The following is a 17549-nucleotide window of genomic DNA, read 5'->3' as shown; positions in this document are numbered from 1 at the left end:
CGAAACCTCTTCGCAGTTCCTACGTTCGTTGTGAGGAACTGACGAAGGGGCCATCTTGCGCGATCACCTCATCCTGAGGAAACTGAAAGTCTGGTGCCTGCTGCTGCTGGCCGCCGTCTTTGCGCATGCCCTGCTGCCCATCCCTGAGGCCCGCGTTTCGGGTTCGGCGTTCAGCCCCTCCACTGTCGAAGTTTCCACGGGGCACACCCATCGCACTACCGCGGTGCGTATCGCCATCCCACGGCGCGATCCGCCGACCGGGGACATCGCGATCGCGGAACCGGCCCTTGCCGCAGTCCCTTGCAAGAACGCGCAGGTCCGGCCGGCCCGCGCGGACGCCGCGCCCCGCCCCGGCTGGCGCGGTGCCCGGTCGCAGCCGCGGGCGCCACCCTTCGCCTGAACCGCCACCGGATCGCCATCGGTCGATCCGAGAGTTTCAGGAAACGCCGGACGAAAGACGCATGGTCCGGCGGCGAAGGACGGAACGTCAATGCCCCATCATACACCACTTATCGGCACGATCGTCGCCGGTCTGGTGATCGCCTTCTTCATGGGGGCGCTTGCCCACCGCCTGCGGGTTTCGCCCATTGCAGGCTATCTTCTCGCCGGGGTCATGGTAGGCCCCTTCACCCCCGGCTTCGTCGCCGATACGAACCTTGCACAGGAGCTTGCCGAGATCGGCGTGATCCTGCTCATGTTCGGCGTCGGCCTCCATTTCTCGCTGCGAGACCTGCTGGCGGTCAAGGCCATCGCCATTCCCGGCGCGCTGGTGCAGATCGCCGCCGCGACCCTGCTGGGCATCGGCATCGGCCATATGATGGGCTGGACGCTGGCTGCGGGCTTCGTCTTCGGGCTCGCGCTGTCCGTGGCCAGTACCGTGGTCCTGCTGCGCGCATTGCAGAGCCGGAACCTCGTCGAGACGGAGCGCGGGCGCATCGCCGTCGGCTGGCTGATCGTCGAGGATCTGGTGATGGTGCTGGCGCTGGTCCTGCTGCCCGCGCTCGCTTCGGCCCTGAACGGCGGCGAAGGAGCGGCGACGCTGCCATGGGTCATCTCCACCACGCTGCTCAAGGTCGCCGGGTTTGTGGCGCTTATGCTGATCGTGGGCCGCCGCGTCCTGCCCTGGGCGCTGCACTGGGTGGTTCACACCGGATCGCGCGAACTGTTCCGCCTGGCCGTGCTGGCAGTGGCGCTGGGCGTCGCGTTCGGGGCTGCCTACGTCTTCGACGTCAGCTTTGCGCTGGGGGCGTTCTTCGCAGGCATGATCCTTGGCGAAACGCAGCTTTCCCGCCGCGCCGCCGAAGAGACCCTGCCCCTGCGCGATGCCTTCGCGGTGCTGTTCTTCGTCTCGGTCGGCATGCTGTTCGACCCCGCCGTCGTCACCGAGCAGCCGATCCCGCTGCTGGTCACGGTGCTGACCATCGTGGTCGGCAAGTCGCTGGCGGCATGGCTGATCGTGCGCGCGTTCGGCCACGACAATGAAAAGGCGCTGACGATTTCCGCCAGCCTTGCCCAGATCGGCGAGTTCTCGTTCATCCTGGCCGGGCTGGGCACCGGCCTTGGCCTGCTGCCCGAAGCGGGGCGCGACCTGATCCTGGCGGGCGCGATCATCTCCATCTTCCTCAACCCGTTCATCTTCAACCTTGCGGTGGGCAGCACCGGATCGGTCAGGAAGCAGCTGGTCGAGGAAGCCGAACGCACCGAGATCGAGCACGAACAGAAGCGCGAGGAGCACGTCATCCTCGTCGGCTACGGCCGGGTCGGCAAGCTGGTGGCGCGGGGTCTGCGCGCGACGCCGACCGCCGTCGTGCTGATAGAGGCGCAGGCCGACCTTGCCCGCGAAGCCCGCAATGACGGCTTCGAGACGATCACCGGCAATGCGCTCGACGCCGGTATCCTCAAGGAAGCGGGCATCGCGCAGGCTCACCGCATGCTGATCGCCATTCCCGAGGGATTCGAAGCCGGAGCCATCTGCGACAAGGCCAAGCAGCTGCGCCCCGACCTGTCGGTGATCGCCCGCGCCCACAGCGACGAACAGTTCGACCACCTCGTCCAGCACGGCGCGGACAAGGTGGTGCTGGGCGAACGCGAGATCGCCCGGCAGATGCTGGAGCTGATCGGGGCGAATGCAAACCGCATCGCGGCAGTACCCCTGAGCAATCCGGGGCGGTCGGCGTGAGGGCGCGGCGCGGATTGGGCGGGCGCCCTTACCGCAAGCCGCCGGGGTGGTTCCGGTGGGCTATCCTGGGCGCGATGCTGCTGGCGGTGGCGATCCCCACCGCCTGCGTCATCAACCACGGCGAAGTCCCCGGCTACGATGCACTGATGGCGCAGTGAGCTAGACCGAAACCTCGCGCCATTCGCCGGGCGCCAGCGGCCCCAGCGACCATTCGCCGATGCGCTGGCGCACCAGCCGCAAGGTGGGATGGCCGACGGCGGCGGTCATGCGGCGGACCTGCCGGTTGCGCCCTTCGCGGATGCTCAGTTCGATCCAGCAGTCGGGCACCGTCTTGCGGAACCGCACCGGCGGGTTGCGCGGCCACAGTTCGGGGTCGGCGATGCGGCGCGCTTCTGCCGGGCGGGTCGGCCCGTCGTTCAGCATCACGCCCTCGCGCAGCGCCTCCAGCGCGGCTTCGTCCGGTTCGCCTTCGACCTGGATGAGATACGTCTTGGCCGCCTTGAAGCGCGGGTCGGAAATGCGCGCCTGCAGGCGTCCGTCGTCGGTCAGCAGCAGCAACCCTTCGCTGTCGCGGTCCAGCCGCCCGGCCGGGTAGACGCCCGGCACCTTCACGTAGTCCGAAAGGGTCGCGCGCGGGGACGGCGACCGGGCATCGGTGAACTGCGAAAGCACGTCGTAAGGCTTGTTGAACAGGATCAGGCGGGCCATCGCTCAGGGTTCTCCCACCATCGGTGCGGCTTTGGCGGCAGGCTTGTCCGCCACTTTCGCCAGCAGCAGCGCGCCAGCCAGCAGCACCATGCCCACCATGTCCAGCCCGCTGAGCGTCTCTCCGAAAGCGAACCATCCGACCGCTGCCGTCAATGCAGGCTGCGCCATCAAGGCCAGTCCGATGACCAGCGGGGTGAAGTGCCGCAGCGAATAAATCAGGAATCCCTGCCCGATCAGCTGGCTCGACACGGCAAGCGCAACCAGCGGCGTCCAGTTGTGCGGCATGATCGTCTCGCCCAGCAATACCGCCACCAGCAGGATCACCGGCACGCTGGCCGACGTCGACACCGCCAGCATCGAATAGGATCCCAGCCGATCGCGCGGACCGTTCAACATGATGATGTAGATGGCGTAGAATACCCCGCCCAGCAGGCAGAACAGGTCGCCGATCAGATTTTCATGGCTGATTTCCAGCGATCCGCCCATCAGCAGCCCCGCGCCGAAAACCGCTGCGGCAATGGCGCCGATCTCCAGCGCGTATGGCCTGCGATGCGCGGTGCACAGGCCCCAGACCATGACGATCAGGCTGCCCGAATTGCCGAACAGAGACGCATTGCCCAGCTTTGTGCGCACGATGCCAAAATGCCACGCGGCAAGGTCCAGCGCGAAGAACACGCCCGCCCCCAGCACCAGCGCCACCACCCCTGCCGACATGCGCCTTTGCGCCGCCGGTTCGCGTGCTGCCAGCAGCACCAGCACCGGCAGCGCCAGCGTCAGCCGCCAGAACCCGGCGGCAACCGGGCCCACATCTGCCAGCCGTACCAGCCACGCACCCAGCGCCAGCGCGATGTTTGCGGTGAGCAGCGCCAGCAAGTGGCGCGGGGTCCAGTCGGGGTGGCGGGCAGTCTGCGTCGAAGTCATGCCCGCCTCGTAGCGGCAGGACAGGGGCGGCGCACCTGCTTATTGCCGCCCCCGTTCAGGCAGGAGGGATCAGTGCGGCAGCACCGCTCCTTCCCCGCGCGTCTTCCACAAGGACCAGCCCACGCCGCCCGCAATCAGCGCCAGCGTGATGCCAAGGCTTGCCAGCGGCGGGAACTTGGCCCCGCCCAGCGCGAAGTCGGCGATCAGGATCTTGCCGCCAATGAACACCAGCACCAGCGCCAGCGCGTACTTCAGATAGTGGAAGCGGTGCACCATCGCCGCCAGCGCGAAGTACAGCGCGCGCAGGCCCAGGATCGCCATGATGTTCGACGTATAGACGATGAAGGTGTCCGTGGTGATCGAGAAGATCGCCGGCACCGAATCGATGGCGAAGACCAGATCGGCCAGATTGATGACCACCAGCGCCAGAAACAGCGGCGTCGCCGCCCAGACCAGCTGCCCCTTGCGGTTCGGCTCGCGGACGAAGAAGTGTTCTGCATGGTGCCCGCGGGTCACGCGCATGTGGCGCGATATCCAGCGGATCGCGGCGTTGTTGCCGATGTCGGGATCATGGTCGCTGGTGAACAGCATCTTCACGCCGGTGAAGATCAGGAACGCGGCGAACAGGTACATCACCCAGTGCGCATGGGCGACCAGCGCAGCACCGCCCGCGATCATCAGGCCGCGCAGCACGATCACCGCCAGAATTCCCCACAACAGCGCGCGATACTGGTACTTGGGCGCGATGGCGAAGTAGCCGAAGATCATCGAGATCACGAACACGTTGTCGATCGACAGCGCCTTTTCGATGAAATAGCCGGTGTAGTAATCGATCGCCGGGGCGCTGCCCTTGGCCCACCATATCCACGCGCCGAACACCATCGCGATGGCGATGTAGAACACGGAGAGGCGCAGAGATTCGGCGATGCCCATCTCCCGGTCCTCCTTGTGCAGGACGCCAAGGTCGAAAGCGGTCAGCAGCAGCACCACGGCGGCGAAAGCCAGCCAGAACCACGCAGGCGTGCCCAGCCAGTCGGCAAAAAGAAACTCCATCGTCGGCGCTCCCCTTACAGGCTGAAAGCGTGGCGCTGCGTCAGGGCAAGGCGCGACAGGCGCTCACGCAGTCGCAGCTTGCGTCGTGTCAGGCGGGCCACGGCTGCGGCATCCGCGCGGCCGGTTTTCAGGGTGCGCAGGGCGGCATCGAGCTTCTGGTGAAGTTCAAGCAGGCGGAACATGCGTTCGGTCATCGTCGTATCCCTATCGAACGGGTTGTGGTTCGATCGGATGAGTGCCGCGCAGGTTGCGTAAGGAATCAATGCTGACCTGCATCGGTATCACCCGATGCGGTCCGACATCACGAGGCGTTCAACCAGAAGGTCAGGAACGCCGCGCCAGAGGGGCCCGGCCCGCATTCCCCAGATACTACCGATCGCCGTCCGGTTCAAGCATGCCGATTGACGAACCTGCCTAATTCGATATTAATATGATATCACTTTTATGGGGGTAATCCGATGTTCGATTCGCACCTGCCCATCAACGCCAGCCGGGAAAGCACCGCCTCCACGCAGAGCGGGTACCTGATGCTGGTGGTCTCGCTGGTCCTGTTCCTGGCGGTCGCTTTCTGGGTGGTCACGCTGGCCAGCGGCGATCCGGGTCCGGGCACGGTGCTGGCATTCCTGGCGTTCATCGTCCCTGCGATCGCGCTGCAGGTGCTGATCCTGTCCGGCTTCTACATGATCCAGCCCAATCAGGCCGCCGCGATAACCCTGTTCGGCAGCTACAAGGGTACTGACCGCACCGCCGGGCTACGCTGGGTCTGGCCGTGGATGGGCAAGACCAAGATTTCGGTACGGTCCAACAACGTCGTCTCGGAAAAGCTCAAGGTCAACGACCTGCGCGGCAACCCGATCGAGATCGCCACCAACGTCGTCTGGCGCGTGGCCGATACCGCGCAGGCGCTTTACGACGTCGACGACTACAAGGCCTTCGTGAACGTCCAGATCGAGGCTGCGGTGCGCTCCATCGGCTCGCGCTATGCCTATGACGACGTGGAGGATGCCGAAGTCACCCTGCGCGGCAGCCATGAGGAAGTGAACGCCGAATTGCGCACCGAACTGATCGCGCGGCTGCATGTGGCGGGCCTGACGGTGGACGAATGCGGCCTGACCCACCTGGCCTACGCGCCCGAGATCGCCGGCGCGATGCTTCGCCGCCAGCAGGCCGAGGCCGTGATCGGCGCCCGCCGCAAGCTGGTGGAAGGCGCGGTGTCGATGGTGGAGATGGCGCTGTCGCAGCTTTCGGAAAAGAACGTGGTGGAACTGGACGACGAGCGCCGCGCGGCGATGGTGTCCAACCTCATGGTCGTCCTGTGCGGCGAACGGGATACGCAGCCGGTCGTCAACGCCGGTTCGCTCTACCAGTAAAGCCGGATCATGGCGTCTCCCGGCAAGAAGGCCTTCGCGCTCCGTCTCGACCCGGCGCTCTACGGAGCGCTGGAGCGGACGGCGGCGGCCGACTTGCGCTCGGTGAACGCGCAGGTCGAAGTGCTGCTGCGCGAAGCGCTGGCGCGGCGCGGGATCAAGGTGGAAGCAGGCGAACCGGCCCGACGCGGCAGGCCGCCCAAGGAGGACGGATGATGCTGCACAAGCTGTTCGACGACACCGCGTGGTTCGCACCGAAGCGCTATGGCTACGGCAGCGGCCTGCCGATCAGGCGGGAAGGCTGGCTGCTCTGCGTGGCTTATCTGGCTGCACTGGCGGGGATCGGATTTCTCGACCGGACCGGGCAGCAGTCGGGCGGCGGTGCCCTGAGAGCGATCGCCTTCACGCTGTTCCTGCTGGTGACGTGGCTGTTCTGCGCCATCGCCGCCCGCCACACCCGCGGCGGATGGAAATGGCGCTGGGGTGAGGATTAGGCGCTCACAACGTCGCGAACAGTTTCAGCATCGCCTTCCACGCCCGGTCCGCCTCGCCCGGATCGTAAGCGGGGGAGTCCGGCACGCACCAGCCGTGGTCGGCGGCATAGACTTCCACATCAGCGGGGCGCTTCGCGGCATCGGCAGCCTTGCGCAGTTCCACTTTCTGGTCGGGCTGCTTGGCATCGTCGTTGCGGGCAATGGCAAAGAGGTACCCTGCCTTCGTCTTCGGCAGCAGGCGATGTGGACTGTCAGGCGCATCGGTCACCAGCCCGGCCCCGTGGAGAGACGCCGCCGCCCCGACCCGCGCGGGCACGGCAGCCGCCGTGCGCACCGTGAATGGCCCGCCCATACAGTACCCGTTGCTGCCGATGCGGCGCTTGCGGTCCACGGCCTGCTGGCTGTCGAGGAAGGCAACATAGGCCGTAGCATCGCGCGTGATCGCCTCGGGCGTCAGCTGCGCGCGCATCGGGCCGATCTTCGCCTGCCCTTCGGGGGTGCGGAACTCTGCAAAACTCTTCATCACCGGCGCCGGGCCTGCGCGGTAATACTGGTTCACCACCAGCACCGCATAGCCCTGCGCAGCCAGACTGCGCGCCATGACCTTTTTCGCTTCACGCAGACCGGCAATGTCGGGCCACATGACGATGCCCGGATGCCTGCCCTTGCCGGGATGCACGAAGAACGCATCGCACACCCCGTCCGCAGTGGTGATCGACACCATCCGCTCCGTCACCGAGCCGCCATCCGCCGCGATCGAAGCCGTGCATCCCGCCAGCGCTGCCCCGACGCCCAGCACGGCAAACCCGCGCCGGTCGAGCCCTGCCATGCGCTGCTCTGCGTTGCGGAAATCTTCAGGAGTGAAATCGTCGCACATGGGCCGGCCTTTCGCTGATTGCGCGCAGCCTAACCTGCCCCTTGCCCGACCTCAATCGCCGTTGAAATTGAGTTCCAGATTCACCGCGTTGGGATCGGCCAGGAACAGCTGGCGCAGGCCGATGTGCGGCAGATCGTTGAAGCGATAGGGAATGCCACGCGCATCCAGCCTGGCGCGCATCGCGTCGAAACCGGTGCAGCGCAGGGCAACGTGGTGCAGCCCGTTGGTCGATTCGCCGGGCACATGATCGTCATAGCGGCCCGGCGCCGTGGTGCGGTCCACCAGATGGATGATCGGCGCGCCGGCGGCATCGCGCATCCAGTACCCGGCCGTGCCCGCGCGGATCGAGGGGTTTTCGCTGCGGATCAGGTCCAGCACCTGTTCGTAGAACGTAGCGGTGGCTTCCAGGTCGTCCGTTAGCACGTTGACGTGATCGATACCGTTGACCTGCATGCCCTGCTCTCCCCTTCGATCCTGCCGCCTTAGCTGCGGAATACTACCGTGCGCGCACCGTTCAGCAGCACGCGGTCCTCCAGATGGAGCCGCACCGCTTCGGCCAGCACGCGCCGTTCGATGTCGCGGCCCTTGCGCACCATGTCCTCGGGCGTGTCGGAATGCGTCACCGGTTCCACATCCTGATGGATGATCGGCCCTTCGTCGAGGTCCGCCGTGACGTAATGCGCCGTCGCGCCGATCATCTTCACGCCGCGCGCATGGGCCTGGTGATAGGGCTTGGCGCCCTTGAAGCCGGGCAGGAACGAATGGTGGATGTTGATGCAGCGGCCCGAAAGGAACGCCGCCATCTCGTCCGAAAGGATCTGCATGTAGCGCGCCAGCACCACCAGTTCCGCACGGGTTTCATCGACGATGGCGCGGACCTGCGCTTCCTGCGCGGCCTTCTCGCCCTTTGCCATCGGCAGGTGGTGGAACGGGATGTCGCCCAGCATCAGCGTGTTGATCGCCTCGCGCGGGTGGTTGGAGACGACGCCGACGATCTCCATCGCGATCTCGCCGATGCGGTGGCGATACAGCAGGTCGGCCAGGCAGTGGTCGAACTTGCTGACCATCAGCAGCACCCGGCGCGGACGGTCGCGCCGCTGCATTGACCATGCCATGCCGTATTCGTGCGCTATGGGGCCGAAGCCTTCGCGAATGTCCTCGCGGTCGGTGGCGCCCGGATCGAAGGCCACGCGCATGAAGAAGCGGCCCTGCTCCAGATCGTCGAACTGCTGCGCTTCGACGATGTTGGCGCCCATCTGCGCCAGATAGCCCGTCACCCGCGCGACGATACCGGGACGGTCCGCGCACGAGAACGCGAGGATCAGCGGGCTGGCCTGCGCGGCATTCGGCAGTGCGGGCATCCGGGCGTTCCTCAGGCGGCGGCGCGGTTGGTGAGCGCGGCTTCGCTTTCAGCCATGAGAGCGGCGATGATCTCCGCCACCGGCTCTTCCTTGCCGACCATGCCGACCGACTGGCCCGCCATGATGGAGCCGTTCTCCACGTCGCCATCGATCACCGCGCGGCGCAGCGCACCGGCCCAGAAGTGCTCGATCTTGAGCTGCGCCTCGCCCATGTCCACCTCACCGGCGTCGAGCAGGCGCGCGACCTCGATCTGCTTGGCGGTGAATTCCTCGGTGCCCTTATTCTTCAGGGCGCGAACCGGAATCACCGGCAGGCGCGGATCGACCTGCACCGAAGCGATCGCATCGCGCGCCGATGCGCGGAAGAACGCCTTCTTGAAGTCCGCATGGGCGATCGATTCGCTGGCGCAGGCAAAGCGGGTGCCAAGCTGCACGCCCGCCGCGCCCATTTCCAGATAGCCGGCGATTGCCTCGCCCCGGCCAATGCCGCCTGCCACGAACACCAGGTTGTCGGCGGCCAGGCTGGGCAGGATCTCCTGCGCCAGAACCGAAGTGGAGACCGGGCCGATGTGGCCGCCCGCCTCCGAACCCTCGATCACCAGCGCGTCGGCGCCCGAACGCAGCAGCTTCTTGCCCAGCGCAAGCGTGGGGGCGAAGCAGATCACCTTGGCGCCGTTCTGCTTGATCGCTTCCACGCTGCCCTTGGGCGGAATGCCGCCCGCCAGCACCACATGGGTCACGCCGTGCCGGGCGCAGACGTCGATCAGGTCGAACAGCTGCGGGTGCATGGTGATGAGGTTGACGCCGAACGGCTTCGTGGTCAGCACCTTGGTCGCGGCGATCTCCGCGTCGAGCAGTGTCGGGGTCATCGCCCCGCACGCGATTACGCCGAAGCCTCCCGCGTTGCTGATCGCCGACACCAGGTTGCGCTCGGACACCCACGACATGGCCCCGCACAGGATCGCAGTCTCGCTGCCGAGAAATTCGCAGCCACGCGCCATCAGCGCTGAAGTCTTGGTATTGGCGGTCATGATGGTTCCATAGCCCGGAATTTGGTTCAGCCGTGCGCCATAGGGTGACGAATCGCCCTCGACAAGCGGCGAGCGACGGAACCGATGGAAGACAGGTGCGTTTAAGTCCGGCATCATCACGCCGGAATATGGGGGCCTGCTTTTTCATCATGCATCACGACGACGAACCGCTCGCGACCGCAGGCAACCCCGGCGCGATCGGTCTTGCCCCCGCCGCCGCCGTGGACGAACACCTGTTCGAGGACATTCTCGACCTTGAAGGCGCACTACGGCTGACCACTCAGGCAACCGCCGGCATCGGCGCGCCACGCGCCGGAGAGATCGAGGCACTGGGCTGGCGCGTGCCCAATCCCACCGCCGCTCGCCTGCTGGCCCTTGCCACCGAAATCCGCACTGCAACCCAGTCCGCAGACGTGTTGCGCGTCCGCGAAGCCCAGCTTGCCGTCATCGACGCGCTCGTGGGCCTGCGCGCTGCCCTGTGGCGCCGGGAATCACAGGATTGAACGCCGTTTAATCGCTTTACCCGATTACACTTAGATGTTCGTATAGCTTCTCCGCACCGGCGGGCTCCGATAGCTTGTTTGTCATCGCCGCCCCTCAGAACAAGCCGGGCGGCCACAGACAACCATGACCCGAAGGAGCCTCGCGATGCACGGTTCAGATTCCAACAACTCCGGCGGCAAGTGCCCTTATGGGCACGGCGCCACCCCCCTCACCACCCAGTTCGGCGCGCCCGTCGTCGACAACTCGAACTCCTACACGGCCGGACCACGCGGCCCCCTGCTGATGCAGGACGTGTGGCTGCTTGAAAAGCTGGCCAACCTCAACCGCGAAGTCATCCCCGAACGGCGCATGCACGCCAAGGGTTCGGGCGCGTTCGGCACCTTCACCGTCACCGGTGACGTGTCGCGCTACACCCGCGCAAAGTTCCTCTCCGAGCCAGGCAAGCAGACCGAACTGTTCGCCCGCTTCACCACCGTGGCGGGCGAGCGTGGCGCCGCCGATGCAGAGCGCGACATTCGCGGCTTCGCGGTGAAGTTCTACACCGAGGAAGGCAACTGGGACATGGTCGGCAACAACACGCCGGTCTTCTTCGTGCGCGATCCGCGCCACTTCGCCGATCTCAACAAGGCGGTGAAGCGCGATCCCCGCACCAACATGCGCAGCGCGCAGAACAACTGGGACTTCTGGACCCTGCTGCCGGAAGCGTTCCACCAGGTCACCTACGTCATGGGCGACCGGGGCATTCCCAAAAGCTACCGCCACATGGACGGCTTCTCCAGCCACACCTACTCGTTCTACAACGAGGCCGGTGAGCGGTTCTGGGTGAAGTGGCACTTCAAAACGCAGCAGGGCCACGCTCACCTGACCGACGCCGAGGCCGCCGAAGTGGTGGCGGGTGACCGCGAGAGCAACCAGCGCGATCTCTACGAAGCGATCGAACGCGGCGACTTCCCCAAGTGGAAGGTCATGGTCCAGATCATGGACGAGGCCGAGGCCGAAACCTGCGGCTTCCACCCCTTCGACCTTACCAAGGTGTGGTCGCAGAAGGTCTATCCGCTGATCGAAGTCGGCATGATGGAATTGAACCGCAACCCGGAAAACTTCTTCGCGGATGTGGAGCAGAGCGCCTTTTCGCCGTCCAACCTCGTCCCCGGCATCGGCGTATCGCCCGACAAGATGCTGCAGGCGCGCCTGTTCGCCTATTCGGACGCGCAGCGCTATCGCCTGGGCGTGAACCACCACCAGATCCCGGTGAACGCCGCGCGCTGTCCGGTGTTCAACAACCACCGCGACGGTCAGGGCCGAGTCGACGGGAATTATGGCGGGCTGCCGCACTATCACCCGAACTCGTTCAACCAGTGGCAGGGCCAGCCCGAGTTCCGTGAACCGCCGCTGCGCCTGTCGGGTGACGCGGATTTCTGGAACTTCCGCGAGGATGACGACGACTACTACAGCCAGCCGCGCGCGCTGTTCCACCTGATGGACGATGCCCAGAAGCAGCGCCTGTTCGCCAACACCGCCCGCGCGATGGGCGATGCGCCCGCCTTCATCAAGCAGCGCCACATCGACAACGCCACCCGCTGCGACCCCGCCTACGGCGCCGGCGTGGCGGCAGCGCTGGGCATGAGCGTGAACCCGGACCTGTCGCCGGTGCCCGAACTGGCGGATTGATTCGATCGAACCGCTCGCTTGACGCGGCGCGGTGGCATTTTGAATGGCCTCATGCCTGAACGGTGTGAGGCCATTCTTCCCTGAAAATACCTGCTGCATCACGCAGCGTCGCTTTACGCCCGCGCCGAACGGCTTATAGTCGATCGTCTTGGGGCGGGGGCCACTGGTGAAGTTGTTCAAATATCTGGCCATTGCGGCCGCATCGCTTTTCTCGGTCACTACTGATGCGCAGGCCGCATGGTTCGAAGCGCGGACCAGCCATTTCATCCTTGTCACCAGTGGCACGGAAGAACGCGCGAAGGAATTCGCCGCCCGGCTCGAACGTTTCGACATGGCGCTTCGGCGGCTTTACGACATCGCCGACAATCCGGACCTGCACAATCGTCCGGTGGCGATCTATGCCCTTGAGCCGGCATCGTTCATGGTCGCGTGCGGGTGCATGAACTCCGGCCTGCTGGGCTGGTATGCCCGGCGGCTGGACAGCCCAACGATCACGGTGATCACGACACTGGAAGAAAAGGCCAAGTTCCAGCAGGTTGGCTATCTGAACTCTCAAGCCCTTCTGCTGCACGAGTACAGTCACCATTTCATGCTCGCAAATACTCCCGGCCCTTACCCCTATTGGTATGTTGAAGGTTTTGCCGAGTTCAACGCCAACACCGTGTTCGACGCCGACGGATCGACCGTGATCGGCTATCCGGCCAGCTATCGCGGCGGATCCCTGCTAAGAGACTCACGCATACCGATGCGCAAGCTCGTTGCCCCCGAAGTCTTCGGTTTCGGCAAGGACGTTGACCAGACCTACGGTCGCGCCTGGCTGATGACACATTATCTGATGGTCCGCCCGGAAAGATCGGGACAGCTTGGCCGGTATCTGTCCGCGATGGCATCGGGCAAGCCCAGCCTGCAGGCAGCGCAGCAGGCCTTCGGCGATCTTGACGCCTTCGACAACGAACTTGATCGCTACATCCGCGCGGACATCGTGCCGGTCCGCATCGGTGCGCCGCCCCGGACCCCCGCCGTCACCGTACGCGCCATGTCGGAAGGTGAAGGCCGCTCAATGCTGCTATGGCTTGCAGCCCGACGCGGCATCCAGCGCGGCCATGGCAAGAGCACCGCCATCGAAGTGATGAAGCAGGCTCAGGCCTTCCCCGACGATGCGCGCGCCCAGATTCTGCTGTCCGAAACCGCCCTGCTCGCCAAGCGGTACGAAGAGGCGGACCAGTTAGCTACACGCGCGCTGCAGTTGGACCCGGGTTCCGCCCGAGCGCTGGTACTGAAGGGCCGGATAGTCACGGGACGCGCGGTGGAGGCCAACACCGGAGACCACACTGCTTGGGCGACGGGGCGCAAATGGTTCGCCCGCGCCAATCGTGCCGACCCGAACTGGGCCGAGCCGTTCTATCGCTATTACACCAGCTTTCTGTTTGCCGGGGAGCAGGTGCCGGAAAACGCGGTCACCGGCTTGCAGCGCGCTCACGTTCTGGCGCCCGAGAACGGCGACATTGCCTGGGCCATGATTCGCGAGGATTTGCACAAGGGTGACGCCGCGCGCGCGCGCCGCCTGCTGATGCCGCTGGCATTTGCACCGCACAGGCGAAACGACGATAACAAGCCGGCCGCGGTCATCGCCTTGATTGACGCAGGCCAAATCGCCGAGGCTGCCGACGCTGTCGACGCGATCTGGCGTAAATCCCGCGACGGTGACGACGATTGACCGCCGCCGCCGCGCGGAAAAGATCAGGCTGCCGCGTCCAGCCCGTAAGCGGTGTGCAGCACGCGCACGGCCAGTTCGGTTTCGTCGGTGTCGATCAGGACCGAAACCTTGATCTCGCTGGTGGAGATGGCGATGATGTTGATCCCGCGATCGGCCAGGGTCTTGAACATGGTGCTGGCGACACCTGCGTGGCTGCGCATGCCGACGCCCACAACGCTGATCTTCGCCACGTTGCCTTCGGCGATCATGCGGTAGTAGCCGATCGCGTCCTTGCGTTCTTCCAGCAGCGCCTGCGCGCGGGCAAGATCGGCCTGCGGGACCGTGAAGGTCACGTCGGTCTCGCCCTTGTCCTTGGCGACGTTCTGGATGATCATGTCGACGTTGATGTTGGAATCCGCCAGCGGCGCGAAGATCGACGCCACGGCGCCCGGACGGTCTGCAATGCGGGTCAGGGTGATCTTGGCTTCGTTCTTGTCGGCAGCGATGCCGGTGATGAGCTGGCGTTCCATATCGCTTCCTTCTAGTTCTTCGTCGCTGACGATCAGTGTACCGGGGATGGTGTCGGCGGCGGGCGCGTTCTCGTCGATGAACGATGACAGCACCTGCACGCGCACGTTCTCCTTCATGGCGAGGGAGACAGAGCGGGTCTGCAGCACCTTGGAGCCGACCGAGGCCAGTTCCAGCATTTCCTCATACGTCACCAGCGGCAGCTTGCGCGCCTTGGCGACGATGCGCGGGTCGGTGGTGTAGACGCCATCGACGTCGGTGTAGATGTCGCAGCGGTCGGCCTTCACCGCCGCCGCCACGGCCACCGCCGAGGTGTCCGAGCCGCCACGGCCCAGCGTCGTCACGCGGTTGTCCGGTGAAACGCCCTGGAAGCCGGGGATAACGGCGATCTCGCCCGCTGCCATCGATGCGATCACGGCGTCCGAATCGATCTCCTCGATGCGGGCCTTGGCGTGGGCGTCGTCGGTCCTGATCGGCACCTGCCAGCCCAGCCACGACCGCGCCTTGCAGCCCATCGACTGCAGCGTCAGCGCCAGCAGGCCGGACGTCACCTGTTCGCCCGAGGCGACGACGACGTCGTATTCGGCCGGGTCGTAAAGCGCGTTGGCTTCACGGCAGAAGTTGACGAGACGGTCGGTCTCTCCGGCCATCGCGGATACCACCACGGCCACTTCGTGTCCGGCTTCCTGCTGGCGTTTGACGATCCCCGCCACGCGCCGGATGCGCTCGGACCCGGCCATCGAAGTGCCGCCGAATTTCATCACGATACGAGCCAAGGCGTCGTTGCTCCCCTGTGAAATGACCCGCACGACATGCGCGAGTGTGGATAAGAGTCGGTCGCGCTGTTAGGAGGGAGCCATGAACAATGCAACTGCCTCGATGACCCCGCCGCGCGCAACAATCGATCCGAAGGAGGCCGCTCACTTCGGTTCGCTCGCCGCTGAGTGGTGGGATCCTAAAGGCAGCTCCGCCATGCTGCACAAGCTGAACCCGGTGCGCCTGGGCTTCATCCGCGAGGCTATCGACGGACACTTCGGCGCCGATTCGCGCGGCCTGAAGCCGCTGGCAGGCAAGCGCGCGCTCGATGCAGGGTGCGGTGCCGGGCTGCTGTGCGAGCCGCTGGCGCGCATGGGCGCCGCCGTCACCGGGGTGGATGCCGCCCCGGAAAATGCTGCCGCCGCCCGCGCCCATGCACAGGCGATGGGCCTTGCCATCGATTATCGCGCAGGCGAACTGGGGTCGCTGGACCTATCCGGCTTCGACCTCGTCTGCTCGCTTGAGGTGATCGAGCACGTCACGGACAAGCCCGCGTTCATCGGCCACCTTGCCGCCGCGCTGGCGGACGACGGGCTGATGATCCTGTCCTGTCCCAACCGCACCGCGCGTTCGCGCGTGCTGCTGGTGGAAGCGGCGGAGCGGCTGGGTCAGGTGCCGCGCGGAACGCATGAATGGAGCCAGTTCGTAACGCCAGACGAACTGCGCGACCTTGCCGGGGACGCGGGGCTGGAACTGGGCACGCCGCGCGGCATCGCCTGGTCTCCGGTGAAGGGATTGCACCTGTCGGACGATCTGGCGCTGAATTTCATCGCCACCGCCCGCAAGCGCTGATTCAGGCCAGCAGCGCCTCGATCGCGGCCACGGCCTTCGCCTCGCGCTCGGCCCACGTGCCCACGATCCGCACGAAGGGCACCGCGGCACGCACCAGCATCTCCTCCGCCAGCGCGGCAAAGCGTCCGCGCGCGTCGTCGGCCCCGAAGAAGCGGGTGCCGTCCTCCTGCCAGGGCACGTCAGGCTCGAACAGCAGGTAAAGATCGGCCTTGGGATAGGCGAGCAGCTGTGCGGGCACTTCGCCGAACAGCATCTGCGCCCAGGCGGCCGTCATCAGCTGGTCGGTATCGAGCAGCAGCACTGGCGACCTGTCGTCATCCTCCAGTGCGCGGCGATTGGCGCGTGCCTGCCCTTCGGCAATAACGAGCAGGTCGGTCATCGTCAGGTCGATGCCGTTTTCCTCGCAATAGGTACGCCCATATTCCGGCACGAACGGCCACCCGCGCGTGACGAGGAGGCGTTCGCACAACACCGATTTTCCGGTGCTTTCGGCGCCGTGGAGGCAGACGGTCTTCATGCCTGCCTTCTGTAGGCGACGGTCCATTCACGCAAGGCCAGCACCGACATCAGCAGGAATACGAGGTACAACCCCGCAGTCGGCCACAAGTCCTTGTGGATGTAGACCGCGATGGATGCCACATTGATGGCGATCCACAGCACCCAGTTCTCTATCCGGCGAAAGGCCAGCAGGATCTGCGCGGCGATGCTGGCACCGGCGATGGCGGTATCCGCATAAGGCAGCGCGGCATCGGTGAACCGGTCCATGACCCACCCGAGGTTAAGCGCCAGCGCGGCAGTCCCAGTCAGCCAGACCAGCCGCCCGGTCGTACTGAGGCGGCGCACGGGCACCTGATCGGCGCCGTCCCCGTGATCACCGCCGCCGGGCTCGGCTCGGGCTGCGTTGGCCTGAGCCGCTTTGGCCCACAACGCCCAGCTCCACGCCTGCGCGACGAAGAAGAACACCTGCAGCCCCGCTTCGCCATAAAGTTTCGCCTCGAAGAACACGGTCGCGTAAAGCGCCACCATGGCCATGCCGAACGGATAGTTCCACGCGCTGCGGCGCACCAGCAGCGCGATGTTGACGAGGCCCAGCGCCGCCGCGATCCATTCCACCGTGTTCATGCGGGGCCGCTCGCGCGCTTATCGGGCCAGCGCCGCCGCCCACTCCGGCTCCCTGAAGCCGACCAGCACGCCGCCGGGATGTTCGACCACCGGACGCTTGATGGTGCTGGGGTTCGCTACCATCAGCGCGATCGCCCTGGACGTATCGAGATCCGCCTTGTCCTCGTCCGGCAGCTTGCGGAAGGTGGTGCCGGCGCGGTTCAGCACCTTGCCCAGCCCCGCAGCGTCGATCCACGCCGCCAGCCGTTCGGGCGACGCGCCTTCCTTCTTGTAGTCGTGGAAGGTGTAGGCAAGCCCCTGCCCGTCAAGCCAGACGCGCGCCTTCTTCACCGTGTCGCAGTTGGGGATGCCGTAGAACTCGATCGCCATGCCGTACCTATCGCCCTGATTCGCAGGCATAAGTCATCGTTCGCCCGCACGGTTCCGGCG

At 65.7% G+C, this 17549-nt stretch carries 22 protein-coding genes; 10 read left to right on the top strand and 12 right to left on the bottom strand.

Going from position 1 to position 17549, the window contains the following annotated elements; all coding sequences use genetic code 11:
- Positions 1–55 precede the first annotated feature (55 nt).
- The 3 genes from GGR40_RS20295 to GGR40_RS20285 all read left to right on the top strand — a co-directional run bounded on the left by GGR40_RS20295 (position 56) and on the right by GGR40_RS20285 (position 2337).
- Positions 56–400 (top strand): hypothetical protein, encoded by a 345-nt coding sequence (locus tag GGR40_RS20295; RefSeq protein WP_429278071.1) that lies wholly within the window; start codon positions 56–58, stop codon positions 398–400.
- A 90-nt stretch (positions 401–490) separates the two neighbouring features.
- Positions 491–2179: a YbaL family putative K(+) efflux transporter gene (gene ybaL, locus GGR40_RS20290; protein ID WP_429278070.1), complete on the top strand. Its 1689-nt coding sequence runs from the start codon at positions 491–493 to the stop codon at positions 2177–2179.
- Positions 2176–2337 (top strand): hypothetical protein, encoded by a 162-nt coding sequence (locus GGR40_RS20285; protein WP_429278069.1) that lies wholly within the window; start codon positions 2176–2178, stop codon positions 2335–2337. The genes ybaL and GGR40_RS20285 overlap by 4 nt, the downstream gene beginning before the upstream one ends.
- Position 2338: 1 nt before the next feature.
- Here GGR40_RS20285 and GGR40_RS20280 read toward each other — a convergent pair whose 3' ends face one another.
- The 4 genes from GGR40_RS20280 to GGR40_RS20265 form a co-directional block, all read right to left on the bottom strand.
- The gene (locus tag GGR40_RS20280; protein WP_429278068.1) at positions 2339–2887 is read right to left on the bottom strand and encodes a pseudouridine synthase; all 549 of its coding nucleotides are present in this window, start codon (positions 2885–2887) and stop codon (positions 2339–2341) included.
- Positions 2888–2890: 3 nt separating this feature from the next.
- Positions 2891–3808 (bottom strand): DMT family transporter, encoded by a 918-nt coding sequence (locus GGR40_RS20275; protein ID WP_429278067.1) that lies wholly within the window; start codon positions 3806–3808, stop codon positions 2891–2893.
- 69 nt (positions 3809–3877) lie between these two features.
- A complete protein-coding gene (locus tag GGR40_RS20270) occupies positions 3878–4861 on the bottom strand; it encodes a TerC family protein (RefSeq protein WP_429278066.1) in 984 nt (327 codons plus the stop codon).
- A gap of 14 nt (positions 4862–4875) precedes the next feature.
- Positions 4876–5055 carry a DUF465 domain-containing protein gene (locus GGR40_RS20265; protein ID WP_429278065.1) on the bottom strand — a complete coding sequence of 60 codons (180 nt, stop codon included), beginning with the start codon at positions 5053–5055 and terminating at the stop codon, positions 4876–4878.
- Between the two features lie 264 nt (positions 5056–5319).
- Between GGR40_RS20265 and GGR40_RS20260 the strand changes: the two genes are divergently transcribed.
- From GGR40_RS20260 to GGR40_RS20250, 3 genes are read left to right on the top strand one after another with little or no spacing between them, the layout of a single operon-like run.
- Positions 5320–6231, top strand: a complete 912-nt coding sequence (locus tag GGR40_RS20260; protein WP_429278064.1) for an SPFH domain-containing protein — start codon at positions 5320–5322, stop codon at positions 6229–6231.
- Positions 6232–6240: 9 nt separating this feature from the next.
- A complete protein-coding gene (locus GGR40_RS20255) occupies positions 6241–6444 on the top strand; it encodes a type II toxin-antitoxin system antitoxin (RefSeq protein WP_429278063.1) in 204 nt (67 codons plus the stop codon).
- Positions 6441–6722 carry a hypothetical protein gene (locus tag GGR40_RS20250; protein WP_429278062.1) on the top strand — a complete coding sequence of 94 codons (282 nt, stop codon included), beginning with the start codon at positions 6441–6443 and terminating at the stop codon, positions 6720–6722. Before GGR40_RS20255 ends, GGR40_RS20250 begins: the two co-directional genes overlap by 4 nt.
- 4 nt (positions 6723–6726) lie before the next feature.
- On the opposite strand, the gene GGR40_RS20245 is transcribed toward GGR40_RS20250, so the two are convergent.
- From GGR40_RS20245 to GGR40_RS20230, 4 genes are read right to left on the bottom strand one after another with little or no spacing between them, the layout of a single operon-like run.
- On the bottom strand, positions 6727–7599 hold the full coding sequence (locus GGR40_RS20245; RefSeq protein ID WP_429278061.1) for a dienelactone hydrolase family protein: 873 nt from the start codon (positions 7597–7599) through the stop codon (positions 6727–6729).
- A 51-nt stretch (positions 7600–7650) separates the two neighbouring features.
- Positions 7651–8052: a VOC family protein gene (locus tag GGR40_RS20240; protein ID WP_429278060.1), complete on the bottom strand. Its 402-nt coding sequence runs from the start codon at positions 8050–8052 to the stop codon at positions 7651–7653.
- Between the two features lie 29 nt (positions 8053–8081).
- Complete coding sequence (gene purU / locus GGR40_RS20235) at positions 8082–8960, bottom strand: formyltetrahydrofolate deformylase (protein WP_429278059.1); 879 nt, start codon at positions 8958–8960, stop codon at positions 8082–8084.
- An 11-nt stretch (positions 8961–8971) separates the two neighbouring features.
- Positions 8972–9991, bottom strand: coding sequence for an NAD(P)H-dependent flavin oxidoreductase (locus GGR40_RS20230; RefSeq protein WP_429278058.1), 1020 nt, complete (start codon positions 9989–9991; stop codon positions 8972–8974).
- Between the two features lie 149 nt (positions 9992–10140).
- Here GGR40_RS20230 and GGR40_RS20225 point away from each other — a divergent pair, with 149 nt between their 5' ends.
- The 3 genes from GGR40_RS20225 to GGR40_RS20215 all read left to right on the top strand — a co-directional run bounded on the left by GGR40_RS20225 (position 10141) and on the right by GGR40_RS20215 (position 13883).
- Entirely contained in the window at positions 10141–10494 is a 354-nt protein-coding gene (locus tag GGR40_RS20225) for a hypothetical protein (RefSeq protein WP_429278057.1), read from the top strand.
- Between the two features lie 145 nt (positions 10495–10639).
- Positions 10640–12166, top strand: a complete 1527-nt coding sequence (locus GGR40_RS20220) for a catalase (protein WP_429278056.1) — start codon at positions 10640–10642, stop codon at positions 12164–12166.
- 166 nt (positions 12167–12332) lie between these two features.
- Positions 12333–13883 (top strand): hypothetical protein, encoded by a 1551-nt coding sequence (locus GGR40_RS20215; protein WP_429278055.1) that lies wholly within the window; start codon positions 12333–12335, stop codon positions 13881–13883.
- Positions 13884–13906: 23 nt separating this feature from the next.
- On the opposite strand, the gene GGR40_RS20210 is transcribed toward GGR40_RS20215, so the two are convergent.
- Positions 13907–15166, bottom strand: a complete 1260-nt coding sequence (locus GGR40_RS20210; RefSeq protein ID WP_429278054.1) for an aspartate kinase — start codon at positions 15164–15166, stop codon at positions 13907–13909.
- 82 nt (positions 15167–15248) lie between these two features.
- Here GGR40_RS20210 and ubiG point away from each other — a divergent pair, with 82 nt between their 5' ends.
- On the top strand, positions 15249–15998 hold the full coding sequence (ubiG, locus tag GGR40_RS20205; RefSeq protein WP_429278053.1) for a bifunctional 2-polyprenyl-6-hydroxyphenol methylase/3-demethylubiquinol 3-O-methyltransferase UbiG: 750 nt from the start codon (positions 15249–15251) through the stop codon (positions 15996–15998).
- A gap of 1 nt (position 15999) precedes the next feature.
- Here ubiG and GGR40_RS20200 read toward each other — a convergent pair whose 3' ends face one another.
- From GGR40_RS20200 to GGR40_RS20190, 3 genes are read right to left on the bottom strand one after another with little or no spacing between them, the layout of a single operon-like run.
- Positions 16000–16515: an AAA family ATPase gene (locus tag GGR40_RS20200; protein ID WP_429278052.1), complete on the bottom strand. Its 516-nt coding sequence runs from the start codon at positions 16513–16515 to the stop codon at positions 16000–16002.
- Positions 16512–17120: a nicotinamide riboside transporter PnuC gene (pnuC, locus tag GGR40_RS20195; protein WP_429278051.1), complete on the bottom strand. Its 609-nt coding sequence runs from the start codon at positions 17118–17120 to the stop codon at positions 16512–16514. The genes GGR40_RS20200 and pnuC overlap by 4 nt, the downstream gene beginning before the upstream one ends.
- An 18-nt stretch (positions 17121–17138) precedes the next feature.
- Positions 17139–17489, bottom strand: a complete 351-nt coding sequence (locus GGR40_RS20190) for an arsenate reductase (RefSeq protein ID WP_429278050.1) — start codon at positions 17487–17489, stop codon at positions 17139–17141.
- Between the last annotated feature and the right edge of the window lie 60 nt (positions 17490–17549).

The sequence above is a fragment of the Novosphingobium gossypii genome (genome assembly GCF_050433305.1).
GTDB classification, from domain to species: domain Bacteria; phylum Pseudomonadota; class Alphaproteobacteria; order Sphingomonadales; family Sphingomonadaceae; genus Novosphingobium; species Novosphingobium gossypii.
The sequence above is the reverse complement of the archived record's forward strand: the minus strand, read 5'-3'. Positions and strand labels throughout refer to the sequence as shown.

Excerpts from the sequence above, each read along its gene's own strand:
- GGR40_RS20225 (WP_429278057.1), top strand. The coding sequence starts at position 10,141 with ATGCATCACGACGACGAACCGCTCGCGACCGCAGGCAACCCCGGCGCG.
- GGR40_RS20240 (WP_429278060.1), bottom strand. The coding sequence starts at position 8,052 with ATGCAGGTCAACGGTATCGATCACGTCAACGTGCTAACGGACGACCTG.
- GGR40_RS20220 (WP_429278056.1), top strand. The coding sequence starts at position 10,640 with ATGCACGGTTCAGATTCCAACAACTCCGGCGGCAAGTGCCCTTATGGG.
- pnuC (WP_429278051.1), bottom strand. The coding sequence starts at position 17,120 with ATGAACACGGTGGAATGGATCGCGGCGGCGCTGGGCCTCGTCAACATC.
- GGR40_RS20270 (WP_429278066.1), bottom strand. The coding sequence starts at position 4,861 with ATGGAGTTTCTTTTTGCCGACTGGCTGGGCACGCCTGCGTGGTTCTGG.
- GGR40_RS20230 (WP_429278058.1), bottom strand. The coding sequence starts at position 9,991 with ATGACCGCCAATACCAAGACTTCAGCGCTGATGGCGCGTGGCTGCGAA.
- GGR40_RS20265 (WP_429278065.1), bottom strand. The coding sequence starts at position 5,055 with ATGACCGAACGCATGTTCCGCCTGCTTGAACTTCACCAGAAGCTCGAT.
- GGR40_RS20255 (WP_429278063.1), top strand. The coding sequence starts at position 6,241 with ATGGCGTCTCCCGGCAAGAAGGCCTTCGCGCTCCGTCTCGACCCGGCG.
- GGR40_RS20250 (WP_429278062.1), top strand. The coding sequence starts at position 6,441 with ATGATGCTGCACAAGCTGTTCGACGACACCGCGTGGTTCGCACCGAAG.
- GGR40_RS20190 (WP_429278050.1), bottom strand. The coding sequence starts at position 17,489 with ATGGCGATCGAGTTCTACGGCATCCCCAACTGCGACACGGTGAAGAAG.
- purU (WP_429278059.1), bottom strand. The coding sequence starts at position 8,960 with ATGCCCGCACTGCCGAATGCCGCGCAGGCCAGCCCGCTGATCCTCGCG.
- ybaL (WP_429278070.1), top strand. The coding sequence starts at position 491 with ATGCCCCATCATACACCACTTATCGGCACGATCGTCGCCGGTCTGGTG.
- GGR40_RS20260 (WP_429278064.1), top strand. The coding sequence starts at position 5,320 with ATGTTCGATTCGCACCTGCCCATCAACGCCAGCCGGGAAAGCACCGCC.
- ubiG (WP_429278053.1), top strand. The coding sequence starts at position 15,249 with ATGAACAATGCAACTGCCTCGATGACCCCGCCGCGCGCAACAATCGAT.
- GGR40_RS20275 (WP_429278067.1), bottom strand. The coding sequence starts at position 3,808 with ATGACTTCGACGCAGACTGCCCGCCACCCCGACTGGACCCCGCGCCAC.
- GGR40_RS20200 (WP_429278052.1), bottom strand. The coding sequence starts at position 16,515 with ATGAAGACCGTCTGCCTCCACGGCGCCGAAAGCACCGGAAAATCGGTG.
- GGR40_RS20280 (WP_429278068.1), bottom strand. The coding sequence starts at position 2,887 with ATGGCCCGCCTGATCCTGTTCAACAAGCCTTACGACGTGCTTTCGCAG.
- GGR40_RS20245 (WP_429278061.1), bottom strand. The coding sequence starts at position 7,599 with ATGTGCGACGATTTCACTCCTGAAGATTTCCGCAACGCAGAGCAGCGC.